15 protein-coding genes are annotated in these 14,318 nt (G+C 43.8%); 11 read left to right on the plus strand and 4 right to left on the minus strand.

The window, feature by feature from the left end; genetic code table 11:
• Nucleotides 1-76: 76 nt before the first annotated feature.
• Entirely contained in the window at nt 77-520 is a 444-nt protein-coding gene (locus tag APB76_RS16715) for an SRPBCC family protein (protein ID WP_049846556.1), read from the plus strand.
• Nucleotides 510-863, plus strand: coding sequence for an RnfH family protein (locus tag APB76_RS16720; protein WP_049846557.1), 354 nt, complete (start codon nt 510-512; stop codon nt 861-863). The genes APB76_RS16715 and APB76_RS16720 overlap by 11 nt, the downstream gene beginning before the upstream one ends.
• 313 nt (nt 864-1,176) lie before the next feature.
• Here the strand turns inward: APB76_RS16720 and bamE are convergent, their stop codons facing one another.
• Nucleotides 1,177-1,536 (minus strand): outer membrane protein assembly factor BamE, encoded by a 360-nt coding sequence (gene bamE / locus APB76_RS16725; RefSeq protein ID WP_049846558.1) that lies wholly within the window; start codon nt 1,534-1,536, stop codon nt 1,177-1,179.
• A 174-nt stretch (nt 1,537-1,710) separates the two neighbouring features.
• On the minus strand, nt 1,711-3,375 hold the full coding sequence (gene recN / locus APB76_RS16730) for a DNA repair protein RecN (RefSeq protein ID WP_054961249.1): 1,665 nt from the start codon (nt 3,373-3,375) through the stop codon (nt 1,711-1,713).
• Between the two features lie 257 nt (nt 3,376-3,632).
• Here recN and APB76_RS23500 point away from each other — a divergent pair, with 257 nt between their 5' ends.
• Nucleotides 3,633-3,755 (plus strand): GIY-YIG nuclease family protein, encoded by a 123-nt coding sequence (locus APB76_RS23500; RefSeq protein ID WP_330220431.1) that lies wholly within the window; start codon nt 3,633-3,635, stop codon nt 3,753-3,755.
• Between the two features lie 230 nt (nt 3,756-3,985).
• Here APB76_RS23500 and nadK read toward each other — a convergent pair whose 3' ends face one another.
• A complete protein-coding gene (gene nadK / locus APB76_RS16735) occupies nt 3,986-4,870 on the minus strand; it encodes an NAD(+) kinase (protein ID WP_049846561.1) in 885 nt (294 codons plus the stop codon).
• 144 nt (nt 4,871-5,014) lie between these two features.
• Here nadK and grpE point away from each other — a divergent pair, with 144 nt between their 5' ends.
• The 4 genes from grpE (at nt 5,015) to dnaJ (ending at nt 10,789) form a co-directional block, all read left to right on the plus strand.
• Nucleotides 5,015-5,611 (plus strand): nucleotide exchange factor GrpE, encoded by a 597-nt coding sequence (grpE, locus tag APB76_RS16740; protein WP_049846996.1) that lies wholly within the window; start codon nt 5,015-5,017, stop codon nt 5,609-5,611.
• Between the two features lie 284 nt (nt 5,612-5,895).
• Entirely contained in the window at nt 5,896-7,173 is a 1,278-nt protein-coding gene (locus APB76_RS16745) for a dicarboxylate/amino acid:cation symporter (RefSeq protein WP_049846562.1), read from the plus strand.
• A 328-nt stretch (nt 7,174-7,501) separates the two neighbouring features.
• Nucleotides 7,502-9,418, plus strand: coding sequence for a molecular chaperone DnaK (dnaK, locus tag APB76_RS16750; protein WP_049846563.1), 1,917 nt, complete (start codon nt 7,502-7,504; stop codon nt 9,416-9,418).
• Between the two features lie 225 nt (nt 9,419-9,643).
• Complete coding sequence (gene dnaJ, locus APB76_RS16755) at nt 9,644-10,789, plus strand: molecular chaperone DnaJ (RefSeq protein ID WP_049846564.1); 1,146 nt, start codon at nt 9,644-9,646, stop codon at nt 10,787-10,789.
• Nucleotides 10,790-10,834: 45 nt separating this feature from the next.
• Here dnaJ and APB76_RS16760 read toward each other — a convergent pair whose 3' ends face one another.
• Nucleotides 10,835-11,266, minus strand: coding sequence for a type IV pilin protein (locus tag APB76_RS16760; protein WP_054961250.1), 432 nt, complete (start codon nt 11,264-11,266; stop codon nt 10,835-10,837).
• Nucleotides 11,267-11,369: 103 nt separating this feature from the next.
• On the opposite strand from APB76_RS16760, the gene APB76_RS16765 reads away from it, so the two are divergent.
• Genes APB76_RS16765 through APB76_RS16780 form a run of 4 tightly spaced genes read left to right on the plus strand, consistent with a single transcriptional unit; the run spans nt 11,370 to nt 14,157 of the window.
• Complete coding sequence (locus APB76_RS16765) at nt 11,370-11,879, plus strand: GspH/FimT family pseudopilin (RefSeq protein ID WP_054961251.1); 510 nt, start codon at nt 11,370-11,372, stop codon at nt 11,877-11,879.
• Nucleotides 11,872-12,507, plus strand: coding sequence for a PilW family protein (locus APB76_RS16770; RefSeq protein WP_235431370.1), 636 nt, complete (start codon nt 11,872-11,874; stop codon nt 12,505-12,507). The genes APB76_RS16765 and APB76_RS16770 overlap by 8 nt, the downstream gene beginning before the upstream one ends.
• A complete protein-coding gene (locus APB76_RS16775; RefSeq protein WP_054961252.1) occupies nt 12,504-13,748 on the plus strand; it encodes a hypothetical protein in 1,245 nt (414 codons plus the stop codon). Before APB76_RS16770 ends, APB76_RS16775 begins: the two co-directional genes overlap by 4 nt.
• The gene (locus APB76_RS16780; protein WP_054961253.1) at nt 13,738-14,157 is read left to right on the plus strand and encodes a prepilin-type N-terminal cleavage/methylation domain-containing protein; all 420 of its coding nucleotides are present in this window, start codon (nt 13,738-13,740) and stop codon (nt 14,155-14,157) included. Before APB76_RS16775 ends, APB76_RS16780 begins: the two co-directional genes overlap by 11 nt.
• Nucleotides 14,158-14,318: the final 161 nt, after the last annotated feature.

Below are 14,318 nucleotides of genomic sequence, written 5' to 3' on the forward strand. Positions count from 1 at the left end.
TTTATTTGCGCTGAGTGCAAATAAAAGTAAAATTGCTGCAAGCTTGAAGTTCAAGCAGATGTATTAAGGAGTCAAGATGAAGCAAGTTAGTCGTTCTGCTTTAGTGTCGTTTAGTGCCCAGCAGATGTTCAATCTAGTGAATGATGTTGCAAGTTACCCTGAGTTTTTGCCGGGTTGCTCTGGTTCACGTGTGATTGAATCTAGCTCAAATGCGATGGTGGCTTCTGTCGATGTCGCAAAAGCAGGGATTAGCAAAACTTTTACAACTTCGAATGAGTTGGTTGATGGTGAAGCGATCATCATGAACTTAGTCGATGGACCGTTTAAAACACTTAAAGGTGGATGGTTCTTTACTCCGCTTGATGATCAGGCATGCAAAGTTGAGCTTAAGCTTGAGTTCGAATTTTCAAGTAAGATGATTGAAATGGCATTTGGTAAGGTGTTTAACGAGCTAACCAGTAACATGGTTAATGCTTTTACCAAGCGCGCAAAACAGGTGTACCCCGCTTATGAGTATTGAATCTGAAATGATTCATGTTGAAGTCGTATACGCATTGCCGCAAGAGCAGCGCGTGTTTACGCTAGTGGTTAATCAGTCGATGACCGTTGAAGAAATCATTGTTCAATCTGGTGTCCTTGAGTTATACCCAGAGATTGACCTAAAGAAAAACAAAGTCGGTGTGTTCAGTCGCAACGTTAAACTTGATACGACGATCAATGATAAAGATCGTATTGAGATTTATCGCCCACTGCTAGCAGACCCGAAAGAGATCCGTCGTAAACGTGCCGAGCAAGCTAAAGCTGCAGGTTCTGTAGACCCAGTAACAGGCGGTAAGAAAAATCCCTTAAGGAAAGAGGCTTAAAGAGCGGGAATGGACTTTGTCCTTCGAGAGGCTAGACCGCTTCGCTCCGAGAGTCGGGGTAGGACCGCACCCTTCGAGAGGAGAGCGATGCTATATCGTCAATCCCTAGACTGACGAAGGAAGGAGTAGGGAATCTCAATACGTCATCGACTTGCTTTAAGAGATCCCCAACTCACTCATTCTTCGTTCTTGAGGATGACAGCTTAATTTATTGAAACAAAAAGGGTTGACGTAATACGCCAACCCTCCAAATTCCTCTAGCTCTCTAGCTCTCTAGCTCTCTAGCTCTCTAGCTCTCTAGCTCTCTAGCTCTCTAGTTAATACTCTCAAAGAAATCTTTGCTCGGCGGGAAATCGCCAGCGACATCAACTAATTGGCCTTCATCGTTAAAATCAACGATCAGGTTTTTCTGAATAGAGTCTTGGTGACCTTCGGTATGGTGGTAGATGTAATACCAAGTATCTGGGTAACCATTCTCGACAAGCATAGGTGAGCCCATTACATAGCGGACTTGCTCTTTAGTCATGCCAAACTTTAATTGCTCTACTGCAGATTGCTCTACATAGTTGCCTTGGTTGATATCAATGCGGTATACGAGCTTTTCTAATAGCGAGCAGCCTGTCAGCATAGTCATAGCGAGTGGTACAGCGATAAGCCACTTTTTTAATTGCATACTTAAATTCTTGTAACTGATAAAAATCAAACTCAGCCGATAATAAACAAGCTAGGCGCCAAAGTAAAAAGCTGAAAGCATTTTGAATTGATTCAGACCATGAATTTTGAATTTGGTTGCAAAGTCGAGTCAAAATTCCTCACAGAAAGGAACTTTGACTCGAAAAAGTAGGGATTAAGCAGCGATAAGCAGTTCTTTCGCGTTAGCCAGTGTTGAATCAGTAATCTCACTTCCGCCCAATAAACGAGCTAACTCGGACACACGTTGTTCATTATCTAAGCGGCGCATCTGCGTTTCTGTTTTACCCGCCTTGGTTTGTTTAGCGACAAAGAGCTGTTGGTGACCGCAGCCAGCAACTTGAGGAAGGTGAGTGACACACAGAACTTGAGTTGACTCGCCAAGTTGGCGCAGCATTCTTCCGACCACTGCCGCCGTTGGACCACTGATACCTACATCAACTTCATCGAAGATTAGGCTAGGAGTGTCGACTTTCTGTGCTGTAATTACTTGGATAGCTAATGAGATACGAGAAAGCTCACCACCAGAGGCGACTTTGGCAATAGGTTGCATCGGTTGTCCTGGGTTGGTTGAGACAACAAAGCAAACGGTATCCATACCTAGCGGAGAGGGGTGGGTACCTTCATTAGATACCTCAATACGGAACTGTGCTTTTTCCATGCTGAGCTCGCGCATGCTAGCCGTGATCAGTTTATTTAATTCTTTTGCGTATCGAGTGCGCGATTTGTGTAGTTTTTCTGACGTTGTTAGGAAGCTTTGATATTTGTTTTCTACTTCTTGTTCAAGTTCTTCTAGGCGTTCTTCCGAGCAATCAAGTGCTTCTATTTGACCAAGTAGATCTTGATGGTGTTGGTAAAGTTCATTAGGCATAACATGATGTTTTCTCGCCATCGACATGACTTTAGAGAAGCGTTCTTCCACGTAAGCCATGCGTGCAGGATCGACATCAATATTGTCTAAGTAATTGCGTAACTCGCTGTTAGCTTCTTCGACTTGAATGATGGCCTCTGCAAGCATATTTGGTAGTTCAGCTAGTTTTTCATCCAATTCTGCAAGTTGAACTAAGGAGTGATTGGCTGATTGCAAAATACCAAGCGCGTTAACTTCTTCACCTTCATAAATAAGCTCGATGGCTTGTTGGCAGGTAGCGGCAAGTTCGCCGCTGTTTGATAGGCGTTTGTGTTCTTGTTCGAGTTTTTCATATTCGTCCTCGCCAAGAGAGAGTTCATTCAGCTCTTTTATTTGGTACTCAAGAAGTTGCTTCTGAGCTAGGTTGGCCGCACTGTTTTCTTTTAACTGTTTAAGGTTGTTATCTGCTTGACGCCAAGACTGGTAGGCGTTGCGTGTATTTTTAAGTTGGTTAGAGTGACCAGCATATTGATCTAGCATTGCCATCTGATAGTCACTTTTCATCAACTGATGGTGAGCGTGCTGACCGTGGATGTTAATTAAAAGCTGCCCCAAAGTTTTTAACTGAGAAAGTGGGACTGGGCTGCCGTTAATAAACGCACGTGACCGACCTTCTTTGCTGATTATTCGACGTAAAATACAGTCGTTGCCGTCTAGCAGATCATTGTCTTCTAACCAACGAGTGGCATTGATATTGTTCTCTAAAGAGAAAGCTGCACTGACTTCGGTTTTCTCTTCCCCCTGACGTACCATGCTGGCTTCCGCTCGCCCGCCTAAACACAAACCGAGGGCGTCAATGGCGATGGATTTCCCCGCACCTGTTTCACCGGTAATGGTTGTCATTCCTTTGGATAGCTCTAGCTGTAGAGACTTAACAATTGCAAAATTATTAACACTTAGATGAGCCAGCATTTTACGCACCTGTTTAAATGAACAATACTGTATAAGAAAACAGTATATACTGTTTCTTTATACAGTAAAGATTGTATTTAGAATTTTTTGAAGAGGGTCTAAACCTTGTAGGAGGAGTTTATTGTCATTCCATAGAGCGACGAAGGAGTGAGTAGGGAATCTCGCAACGGCTTGGCTTAATGGTTCTTTTTTCAAACTTTTTATTCAGAGAGTCCATCTATTATTGATGGAGCGTGGGGTTAGGCGAAGGAGTCCATGTGAAACAACCTGCTATATACATACTGGCTAACCAGTCCGGTAGTTGTTTGTACATTGGCGTCACTAGTAATCTAAAAGCGCGGGTATGGCAGCACAAAAATGGTAGTGTAGAAGCGGTATAACATTGACCGTTTAGTCCACTATGAGCTTTATCTTGATATCAAAGACGCCATTGTGAGAGAGAAACAGATGAAAAAATGGAAACGAGAATGGAAAGGGAGATTAATCAATGAAACCAATCGTAATTGGGGGAACTTATACGACTCTCTTTGAGAGATTCCTGACTCTGTCGTTCCTCCATCTCAGTAATGACAGAACATTGTATTTTGTTCTGTCATTACTTACTAAGTTCTTAAAACAACCGACTCGACCAGCCCAATTTGTTTCTCAGGACATGGTAATAGCTGTAATCTTTCGGGTGTATTAGCTTAAGTACATTTGGGCTTTGGTAGATGTGGACTTCATCGCCAGGTGAAACGGGTAGTGAAACTTGACCATCACAGCCGACTTCTTGTGTGCCGCGATTATCTGGTGAGACAATCAGTTTGATGTGGCGCTTACTGTCTACAACCAGTGGCCGACTAGAAAGCGTGTGCGGGAACATAGGTACAAGTGAAATAGCATTTAAGCTTGGTGACAAAATAGGGCCTCCACCAGAGAGAGAGTAGGCCGTAGAACCTGTTGGTGTCGAGATGATTAACCCATCAGCACGAAGAGAAAACGCGAAACTATCATCGATATAAACTTCAAATTCGATCATATGGGCGACTTGCCCTGGGTGAAGTACTGCTTCATTTAGGGCTGCATTATGGCTTTTAACCTGCCCGTGTCGATGGATCTCTGCCTCAAGCAAGAAGCGCTCTTCTTCAATGAACTCGCCGTTTAACACCGCCGATAACGCCGTTTGGAAATCTTCAGGGTTTAAATCAGTCAAGAAACCCAGGTTGCCGCGATTCACACCGATAACCGAGATATCAAAACGTGATAGGACTCGCGCTGCACCAAGCATGTTGCCGTCACCACCCACAACGATGGCTAGATCCGCAATACGACCAAGTTGAATCAGACTGGCAAAATCATCTTTAGGAATGTCATCTAAGATTTCGCACAGTCTATCGTCGATATACACTTTGTAACCTTCACTTTGAAGCCAGGTATAGAGCTCTCGATGAGTGGCTATAGCTTGCTGATCTCTTGGTTTACCAATGATGGCGATCACTTCAAAAGGTTTTTTCATAGGTTTTCCGCACCAAATAGGCTTGATTCGACAATCTTCATCCCCATAATAATGGCAAGTTAGCTATTTATGCGAATTTTTGTGTATCCCAATACGATAAACGTGATGTGTTGGGGACCAATGATGAACAATTCTGGAGATATCATGAGCAACGAAGAAAACAAAGTTACAGAAGAAGAGCTGGATCAAATCATCGAAGAGGCAGAGAAAGTTGAGGCGACAGCTCAAGATGCAGAGGCTGAACTTGAAGAAATTGGTGATGAGAAAGACGCTAAGATTGCTCAATTAGAAGCCGCGCTGCTGACTAGCGAAGCGAGAATTCAAGAACAGCAAGATGGTGTTTTACGCGCTAAGGCGGAAGTTGAAAACATGCGCCGCCGTACCGAAACAGAAATCGACAAAGCTCGTAAATATGCGCTAAACAAGTTTGCTGAAGAGTTACTTCCAGTGATCGACAACCTAGAGCGTGCGATTCAGGCTGCTGATACTGAGAGTGAGGTTGTGAAGCCACTACTAGAAGGTGTTGAACTAACCCACAAAACGTTTGTTGACACCGTTTCTAAGTTTGGTCTTAAAGAGATCAATCCTGAAGGTGAAGCGTTCAACCCTGAAATGCATCAAGCGATGTCAATTCAAGAAAGCCCTGATCATGAGTCAAACACAGTGATGTTCGTGATGCAAAAAGGTTATGAGCTAAACGGACGTGTTGTTCGCCCAGCCATGGTGATGGTCGCTAAATAATTTGCGCATACAAGATGTTTTAAACACAAGAGAGGCTTAAGCCTCTCTTTTTTTATCCTTCCGGGCTGGATTTGTATGTTGTCAATAACTAATTGATTTGGTGAATTATTCTTGTGATGAACTTTAACTGAAAATTAATTTCTGATTTGAAACTTGTAACATTATCGTAAACAAAGTCTTTATTTTGTAACCTTTGTGTGTATTATGTGCGAACTCCGTCGTAAATAGTGGCGGAATAAACTATAAAACCATAATTTAAGAACACAACATTCTGGAGATGGATGATGGATAAATCGCTTTCAAGCAAGATTTTTGTAGGCTTGTTTGCTGGTCTACTAATTGGTACTGCGATTCAGTACCTTTTCAGCGGGATTGCAATCTTTGATACTTACCTTCTAGGGGCTGCGGAAGGCGCAGGCGGTATGTTTGTATCACTGATCAAGTTACTTGTTGTACCTTTGGTCTATGTTTCAATTGTGTGTGGTATTGTTGATTTGAAAGACATCACTGCATTTGGACGTCTTGGTGGTAAAACCTTTGCTCTATACATTATTAACACCATCATCGCGATTACCGCTGCACTGACTGTTGGTCTTATCTTCCAACCGGGCGCTGACGCGAACTTAGCAGGTACAATTTCAGAGACTGTTAAACTAACGACCACTGAAACACCAGACATCTTCTCACTAGTAGTAAACATTGTACCAAGCAACCCTGTTCAGGCGTTCGCTAACGGTGACATGCTACAAATCATCTTTATGGCTATCCTGACTGGCCTAGCAATTCAAGCGCTTGACTCACGCGGCGGCCCAGCTATCCGTACGTTCAAGATGGCAAACGAAATCATGATGAAGCTAGTTGGTCTAGTGATGAGCCTAGCACCATTTGGTGTGTTCGCGCTGATGATTCAACTAGGTGCAACACTTGACGCAAATACGCTGATGTCTGTAGCAGGCTACGTAGCACTCGTTGTATCAATGCTAGTTTTCTGGATTTTCTTCTTCTATCCAATGGCGGTAGGAGTTGCAACGGGTACTTCTCCAAAGACGTTCCTACGTGCAACGCGTGAGCAGATCCTATTCTCTCTATCAACAGCAAGCTCGAACGCGACTATCCCTGTTACAATGCGCACTTTGACTGAGAAGCTAAAAGTATCTAAGTCAGTAGCAGGCTTTGGTGTACCACTAGGTGCAACAATGAACATGTCAGGTGTATCTATCTACATTGCACTAGCGACTATCTTCGTGGCGAACGCATTTGGTCAGCCTATCAACACGGCAGACGTATTCACTCTGGGTCTTACCATCCTTCTGCTATCTATCGGTGCGGGTGGCGTTCCGGGTGGCGGCGTTGTAATGGTCGGCGTTCTTCTTCACCAATTAGGTCTTCCACCAGAAGGTCTGGCAATCATCGCTGCTGTTGACCGTATCAACGATATGTTCTGTACATCTTCTAACGTAGTAGGCGATACCGCAGTCAACACTATTGTTGCTAAATCTGAAGGTGAAATCGGCAAAGAAGAAATTGAAGTAGAAGCGAAACCAGCTCAAGCGAATGCTTAATCTTTAAAGTGTCGGAAATTGAAAGCGAGCCTTAGGGTTCGCTTTTTTGTTTTCTTGCTTGTGAGGTAATCAACACTGGAGATGCGATTATTGTCATTTCATAGAGCGAAGAATGAGTGAGTAGGGTATTTCTCGAAGTTATCTGCCAATCTTTTTTAACTTTTTTTCACTGCCTCCCTTGAAAAGCCATTTGCCGCCCTTATCTATTGGGCATAGAGAAGCAAACATCATTATTTTTGTTTGTGAGCAAGGGTTGCAAACCCGATTCTCCATCCCCACATAGGGGATATAGCAAAACGAAAATAGAAATTTATTCGGAGATAGCCTGATGGGTAAAATCATTGGTATTGACTTAGGTACTACTAACTCATGTGTCGCTGTACTAGACGGCGACAAACCACGTGTAATTGAAAACGCAGAGGGTGAGCGCACCACTGCATCGGTAATTGGTTACACAGACGGTGAAACGCTAGTAGGTCAACCTGCAAAACGTCAAGCAGTTACTAACCCAACAAACACGCTATTTGCAATTAAGCGTCTTATTGGTCGTCGTTTCGAAGACGAAGAAGTACAGCGTGATATCGAAATCATGCCTTACAAAATTGTTAAGGCTGACAATGGTGATGCTTGGGTTGAAGCACAAGGCCAGAAAATGGCAGCTCCTCAGGTTTCTGCTGAAATCCTAAAGAAAATGAAGAAAACTGCAGAAGATTTCCTTGGTGAGGAAGTAACTGGTGCAGTTATCACAGTACCTGCTTACTTTAACGATGCTCAGCGTCAAGCAACTAAAGATGCTGGCCGTATCGCAGGTCTAGAAGTTAAACGTATCATCAACGAACCAACAGCTGCTGCTTTAGCATACGGTCTAGACAAGCAAGGCGGTGACCGCACTATCGCTGTATACGACCTTGGTGGTGGTACATTCGATATCTCTATCATCGAGATTGATGAAGTTGAAGGCGAGAAAACTTTCGAAGTACTAGCAACTAACGGTGATACTCACTTAGGTGGTGAAGACTTCGATAACCGCATGATCAACTACCTAGTTGAAGAGTTTAAGAAAGAGCAAGGTATCGATCTTAAGAACGATCCTCTAGCAATGCAGCGTGTTAAAGAAGCAGCAGAAAAAGCGAAAATTGAGCTTTCTTCTACTTCTCAAACCGACGTAAACCTACCTTACGTAACTGCAGATGCAACTGGTCCTAAGCACATGAACGTAAAAGTGACTCGTGCGAAACTAGAATCTCTAGTTGAAGACCTAGTTCAACGCTCTCTTGAGCCACTAAAAGTTGCTCTAGCTGACGCAGACCTATCGGTAAACGACATCACTGACGTTATCCTAGTTGGTGGTCAGACTCGTATGCCTATGGTTCAAGCGAAAGTTGCTGAGTTCTTCGGTAAAGATGCTCGTAAAGACGTTAACCCTGATGAAGCAGTAGCAATGGGTGCTGCAGTTCAAGGTGGTGTACTTGCGGGTGATGTGAAAGACGTACTTCTACTAGACGTTACTCCTCTGTCTCTAGGTATTGAGACTATGGGCGGCGTAATGACTAAGCTAGTTGAGAAGAACACAACTATCCCAACGAAAGCGAACCAAGTTTTCTCTACAGCAGAAGACAACCAGAATGCGGTAACTATCCACGTTCTTCAAGGTGAGCGTAAGCAGGCGATGTACAACAAGTCTCTAGGTCAATTTAACCTAGAAGGTATTCAGCCAGCACCACGTGGTATGCCTCAAATCGAAGTTACTTTCGACCTAGATGCGGACGGTATCCTACACGTATCAGCGAAAGATAAGTCGACTGGTAAAGAGCAGAAGATCACTATCCAAGCTTCTGGCGGTCTAAGCGACGAAGATATCGAGAAAATGGTACAAGAAGCAGAAGCTAACAAAGAAGCGGACAAGAAGTTCGAAGAGCTAGCAACTGCACGTAACCAAGCTGACCAAATGATTCACGGTACTCGCAAGCAAGTGGAAGAAGCAGGTGATGCACTTCCAGCGGACGAGAAAGAGAAGATTGAAGCAGCTATCTCTGAGCTAGAAGAAGCACGTAAGGGTGAAGACAAAGAAGCGATCGACGCTAAAGTTCAAGCACTTATGGCTGCAGCTCAAAAGCTAATGGAAATCGCTCAACAGCAAGCTCAAGCACAGCAAGGCGCTGAAGCTGGTGCAGAACAAGCCCAGCCTCAAGACGACGTAGTTGATGCTGAGTTTGAAGAAGTTAAGGAAGACGGCAAGAAGTAATTCTTGATTCGACATACTTAATTTAATTTCTTACGGGCGTTTGAGGAAACTCATACGCCCGTATGTTTGTAACTAAGATGTCAGTCTAGATAATGGTTCTCGAATCTCGAATCTCGAATCTCGAATCTCGAATCTCGAATCTCGAATCTTTATCTAGAATGATACAAACACCAAGCGGTGAGACAAGCGTCTCCCGTTTGCAGTACTACAGTGGTGACGAAGAACATGTCAAAACGTGATTTTTACGAAGTATTAGGCGTAAGCCGCGATGCATCAGAGCGTGATATTAAAAAGGCCTACAAGCGCCTAGCGATGAAATTCCACCCAGACCGTAATCAGGGTGATGACAGCGCAGCAGAAAAGTTTAAAGAAGTAAAAGAAGCGTACGAAATTCTTCTTGATCCGCAAAAGAAAGCTGCTTACGACCAATATGGTCACGCAGCCTTTGAACAAGGCGGCATGGGTGGTGGTGGCTTCGGTGGCGGCGGCGCTGATTTCGGCGACATCTTTGGCGATGTATTCGGTGATATCTTCGGTGGAGGTCGTCGTGGTGGCGGTGGTGGTCACCGTGCACAGCGTGGTGCTGACCTTCGTTACAACATGGAACTATCGCTTGAAGAAGCGGTTCGCGGTGTCTCTAAAGAAATTGAAGTCCCGACACTGGTTCATTGTGATAGCTGTGAAGGTAGCGGTGCGAAAAAAGGCACTTCAGCTGAAACGTGTGGGACTTGTCATGGACATGGTCAAGTACAGATGCGTCAAGGCTTCTTTGCGGTGCAACAAACTTGTCCTACCTGTCACGGTAAAGGCAAAATCATTAAAGATCCTTGTAACGTGTGCCATGGTCAAGGCCGTAAGCAGAAGACTAAAACACTTAACGTTAAGATCCCAGCTGGCGTAGATACTGGCGATCGTATTCGTCTATCAGGTGAAGGTGAAGCGGGAGAGCATGGCGCTCCAGCGGGTGATTTGTATGTACAGGTCCATGTCAAAGAACACCATATTTTTGAGCGTGACGGCAACAACCTCTACTGTGAAGTACCAGTAAGCTTTGCTATGGCTGCGCTTGGCGGAGAAATCGAAGTTCCAACACTCGATGGCCGTGTGAATCTTAAAGTTCCGACTGAGACGCAAACTGGTCGTATGTTCCGCATGCGTGGTAAAGGTGTGAAAGGTGTTCGAGGCGGTGGTATTGGTGATCTAATCGTTAAACTCGTTGTGGAAACACCTGTGAACTTAAGCGCTCGTCAAAAAGAGCTTCTTAAGGAGTTTGAAGAGTCTTGTGGCGGTGAAGCGGCAACTAAGCACAAACCAAAATCTGAAGGCTTCTTCAATGGTGTGAAGAAATTCTTCGATGACTTAACAAGTTAATTCAACATTACGATTTAGGAAAAGCCTGCAACGAAGCAGGCTTTTTTATTGCCAGCAGCTTTCCGGTTGCATTTCACCCAATTGGTTTAAGGTTAATTGGTTGTAGCTGTTGCCACCACAGCGATCATTTAGCTGAGATCCTAACGGCTGGGCTTTGATGGTATAGCTAGATTTGGATGCAGATATGGTAATGCCGAACTGTGCGCTGTCTAGGATACAAAAACTACAAACGCCACCATAAAGCACTGAACTTGCTGCCGATTGATAACTCGCTTGATATTGACGCTCTAATTCTAGCTGTATTTTTACCATGTCAGCGATAGCAGTGGTTCGATGTGCTTTCAGACTATGACTTTGATAGCTTGGGTAAGCCACGGCTGCGAGTATTGAGATGATGGCGACGGTGAGTAGTAGTTCGATCAGCGTCATTGCTTCTAGTTTATTTTTTCTTGAATTACATAATATTTTTCGAATCATTTCGAATGCTTCCTATCTGATTTTAAACCTATTTTTCTAAGCTGTTAGCATGTCATCAAGTCGGAAATTTCTTTTCATTGGACTTTGCATAGGAATTTGGGAAATGTCTCGCGGGTTTACTTTGTTAGAGCTGCTCATCTCGATCATTGTATTAGGAGTTTTGCTCTCGGTGGCCGCACCAAGCTTCCACACTCTTAGCGCAAATAGCCAAATGATGAGAGCAGCGAATGAGCTTAACGGCTTTTTAAACCAAGCTCGCTCCGAGGCTGTGTGGAGAAACCGTGACTTATGGGCGCATTTTTCATTCTCCTCATATCCAGCCCTAGCTAATGAGTGGGCACTTACATTGACAGATTCTGATACGTTGGGTTTGGGGAATAAAATCTTACTCCTGCAAGGCTCGTCGTTTAAAGATTTAAAGTTAGATTGGACGTATACCGCCAATAAAATCAAATTCGAAGGAACGCGAGGTAGAGTGAAAGACGGTAGCTTGACCTTTTACCCTAAAGATCAGGTTAGCTTGGCACTGCGCTTAAAAAGTTCGTTTGCTGGAAATCGAGTTATGATTTGCGCCGTTAGTGAGAGTGACTATGGTTTCCCTGTGTGTGAATAAGAGTCATCAAACAGGAGCTAGCTTAGTCGAACTTCTTGTTGCTTCGCTGATAGGGGTTATCGTGATAGGTACTATTGGTTCGGTGTTTATTAGTGGGCAAAAGCTAGTGGCGCACAGAGGAAAGCAGTTGCTCCTAACCCAGAATTTATCTAGCACAATGTTACAAATCAAAGAGGATATTCAGCGGGCAGGCTTTAATGGTGTGGCTACTTCTCCCGCCATGCTGTCTGGTGCAACTTCAAACCTTTATATAGAAACACAACCTGGTTTGGTTGGGTATGTTTACCGTGTCGCTTCATCGGGAACATCGGCATTTCGTAATGTTGTGTTTAAGCGTGAAGAATCACAAGTGTCAAACCTTGGAGACTCGCTTAAGGTATGTGAGAAGCACACGGTTGAGCCTCTTTCTGTTTCCTCTGCCTCTAAATCCGGCCTAGGAGGTTTTTGCTTTAACGTATTTAACCCAAAACAAATATCAGTATCGGATTTTGCACTACATAGTCAAACAGTTAAAGGCGGCGAGGCAGAGATGGCAATGGTGACTATTTCAATCAGCGCGTACCTTGTTGCTGACAGTGGGATTTCTTACCAAACCGGTATAACCATTCTAGAGAGAAATTGGCAATGAGGCGTGTAGATGAAAAAGGGTGGGTGACTCTACTAGTGACATCTGTACTTCTTATTTCAACTTTAGTTTTGGGGTTAACGAGCTACAAGGTGTTGTTTTATCAAATTAAAAGAGCGCAAAATGAAATAAAGGTAAGGAAAGCTCATTGGTTGTCGGAAGCGGGAATAGAGTGCGTTTATGCTTATATACATAGGTACCCTGATAAACTGAGTGCGCTCTCTTCCGCTTCAAACACCTTACTTGATGATTTGTGCAAGCAAGACTTGAAGCTAGAATCTCTCTATATTGAGCCGCTAAGTGGAGATAGCTACGTTGTACACGCCAATAGTGAAAACTATCGGATTAATCGACGCTTTCATCACCGCGAAGTGAGTGGTATGGGCGCGATTCAATCGAGAGCTGACTTGCGTCTGATAGGTAGTATTAATATTGCACCAGATGCTCCAAGAGAGGTTAGATCTGACGGCCTTTATGAGTGTGTGGCAGTGAGGTATCTATCTAAAGTAGTGTTCGAAGCAGAGGGAAGCACAGGTACACTGTCGACTCGCTCACCTATGCGCAATGGCCCCTACAGCGGATTTAACGGCGAGTGCGCACCAGAATACAAAACCTCTCTTTCTAGCAAGCAAAGCACATCTGAACATGGCAACCTGTTTAAAAACGATTACCAGCAAGATTCACAACTTAGTACGTTTAATAACTACTTCAATATGGAAAAAAGCGCTGAAAATATTGCGCTCGCTAAGCTGCAATATCAAGTGATCTCGTTAGCGACGATGACTGATGGGCACAACTGCGCCGATGTTATTAATACCTATTTGACACCAACCGCCAACAAGTTATGGATCGAAGGACACTGCGTGATAACCACGCTATTGAACGTCTCATGGCCTTCATCATTAGTGGTCGAAAATGGCATCTTTGCTGCAACAGGGCCGAATGTGTTTGCGGGATCTTTTTATCATTTGGTTGATATGTCGTCGCTCGACTTTAGTGAGCTGAGTATTAGCGAATATTGGAATGAGGTGAGTTTTAAAAATTCGATCAAAACTTGGCTTGGTAATAAAACGGTGTATTTTAATAATGGATCATTTCGTCCGGAAGGCGGAATGCACTTCGATGCCGAGGGAGGCGAAGCCGTATTAAAAGGCTCTTATGATTTAGATTACTTCTCTTCTAACAATCCCGTACAGGGACGCAAAGTATTTACTTGGTATCCTGGAGGTTGGTATGTGCAGTAATCAGCAAGGTTTTAGTTTGCTGGAAGTGCTGATTGCCTTGCTATTGATTGGTATTGCCAGTTTGGCGTTGATAAAGATGCAAGTGTATACCGAGCAACGTGCTGATTTTGCTGTTAAGAGTTTAGAAAGCCTGAATTTGATGGAACAAAAACTTGAGTGGTTTCGCACACGTGAAGCGGATCCAACTCTGTCGGCAATTTCAGTAGCGGATTTTGAGTTGATCACTAATGGTTCAGAATCACACCCGCCTTATCAGCTTATTTGGAAGGTCACAACGCCATCGAGCTCTGCTTCTTCGGCGCTAAAGCACATTACTATTACTGCACATTGGCAAGATCGTTTAGGAAAGCCCCAACAAGTCACGCTCAACACCATGATTGCAAAACATGGTGAATTTATAAGCAGATAGATTCATATTGTGAATTGGTAGATCTATTTTACTAACCTGCATACGTTATATTTTGCATTTTGGTTTCATTATTGTTTAGTAATGTCGAGTGTTTGTGTTTTTACTTTGTTGCACGTAGATGGCGTTTTTGCAAAATATGTCTCCAATTATGGAAAAACCTC

This window comes from Vibrio bivalvicida, assembly GCF_001399455.2.
GTDB classification, from domain to species: Bacteria; Pseudomonadota; Gammaproteobacteria; order Enterobacterales; family Vibrionaceae; genus Vibrio; species Vibrio bivalvicida.

What these genes read in the sequence shown, in the direction of transcription:
- nadK (WP_049846561.1), bottom strand. Translation starts at nt 4,870, where the DNA reads ATGAAAAAACCTTTTGAAGTGATCGCCATCATTGGTAAACCAAGAGAT.
- recN (WP_054961249.1), bottom strand. Translation starts at nt 3,375, where the DNA reads ATGCTGGCTCATCTAAGTGTTAATAATTTTGCAATTGTTAAGTCTCTA.
- APB76_RS16715 (WP_049846556.1), top strand. Translation starts at nt 77, where the DNA reads ATGAAGCAAGTTAGTCGTTCTGCTTTAGTGTCGTTTAGTGCCCAGCAG.
- APB76_RS16780 (WP_054961253.1), top strand. Translation starts at nt 13,738, where the DNA reads ATGTGCAGTAATCAGCAAGGTTTTAGTTTGCTGGAAGTGCTGATTGCC.
- dnaK (WP_049846563.1), top strand. Translation starts at nt 7,502, where the DNA reads ATGGGTAAAATCATTGGTATTGACTTAGGTACTACTAACTCATGTGTC.
- dnaJ (WP_049846564.1), top strand. Translation starts at nt 9,644, where the DNA reads ATGTCAAAACGTGATTTTTACGAAGTATTAGGCGTAAGCCGCGATGCA.
- bamE (WP_049846558.1), bottom strand. Translation starts at nt 1,536, where the DNA reads ATGCAATTAAAAAAGTGGCTTATCGCTGTACCACTCGCTATGACTATG.
- APB76_RS16765 (WP_054961251.1), top strand. Translation starts at nt 11,370, where the DNA reads ATGTCTCGCGGGTTTACTTTGTTAGAGCTGCTCATCTCGATCATTGTA.
- grpE (WP_049846996.1), top strand. Translation starts at nt 5,015, where the DNA reads ATGAGCAACGAAGAAAACAAAGTTACAGAAGAAGAGCTGGATCAAATC.
- APB76_RS16720 (WP_049846557.1), top strand. Translation starts at nt 510, where the DNA reads ATGAGTATTGAATCTGAAATGATTCATGTTGAAGTCGTATACGCATTG.
- APB76_RS16775 (WP_054961252.1), top strand. Translation starts at nt 12,504, where the DNA reads ATGAGGCGTGTAGATGAAAAAGGGTGGGTGACTCTACTAGTGACATCT.
- APB76_RS16745 (WP_049846562.1), top strand. Translation starts at nt 5,896, where the DNA reads ATGGATAAATCGCTTTCAAGCAAGATTTTTGTAGGCTTGTTTGCTGGT.
- APB76_RS16760 (WP_054961250.1), bottom strand. Translation starts at nt 11,266, where the DNA reads ATGATTCGAAAAATATTATGTAATTCAAGAAAAAATAAACTAGAAGCA.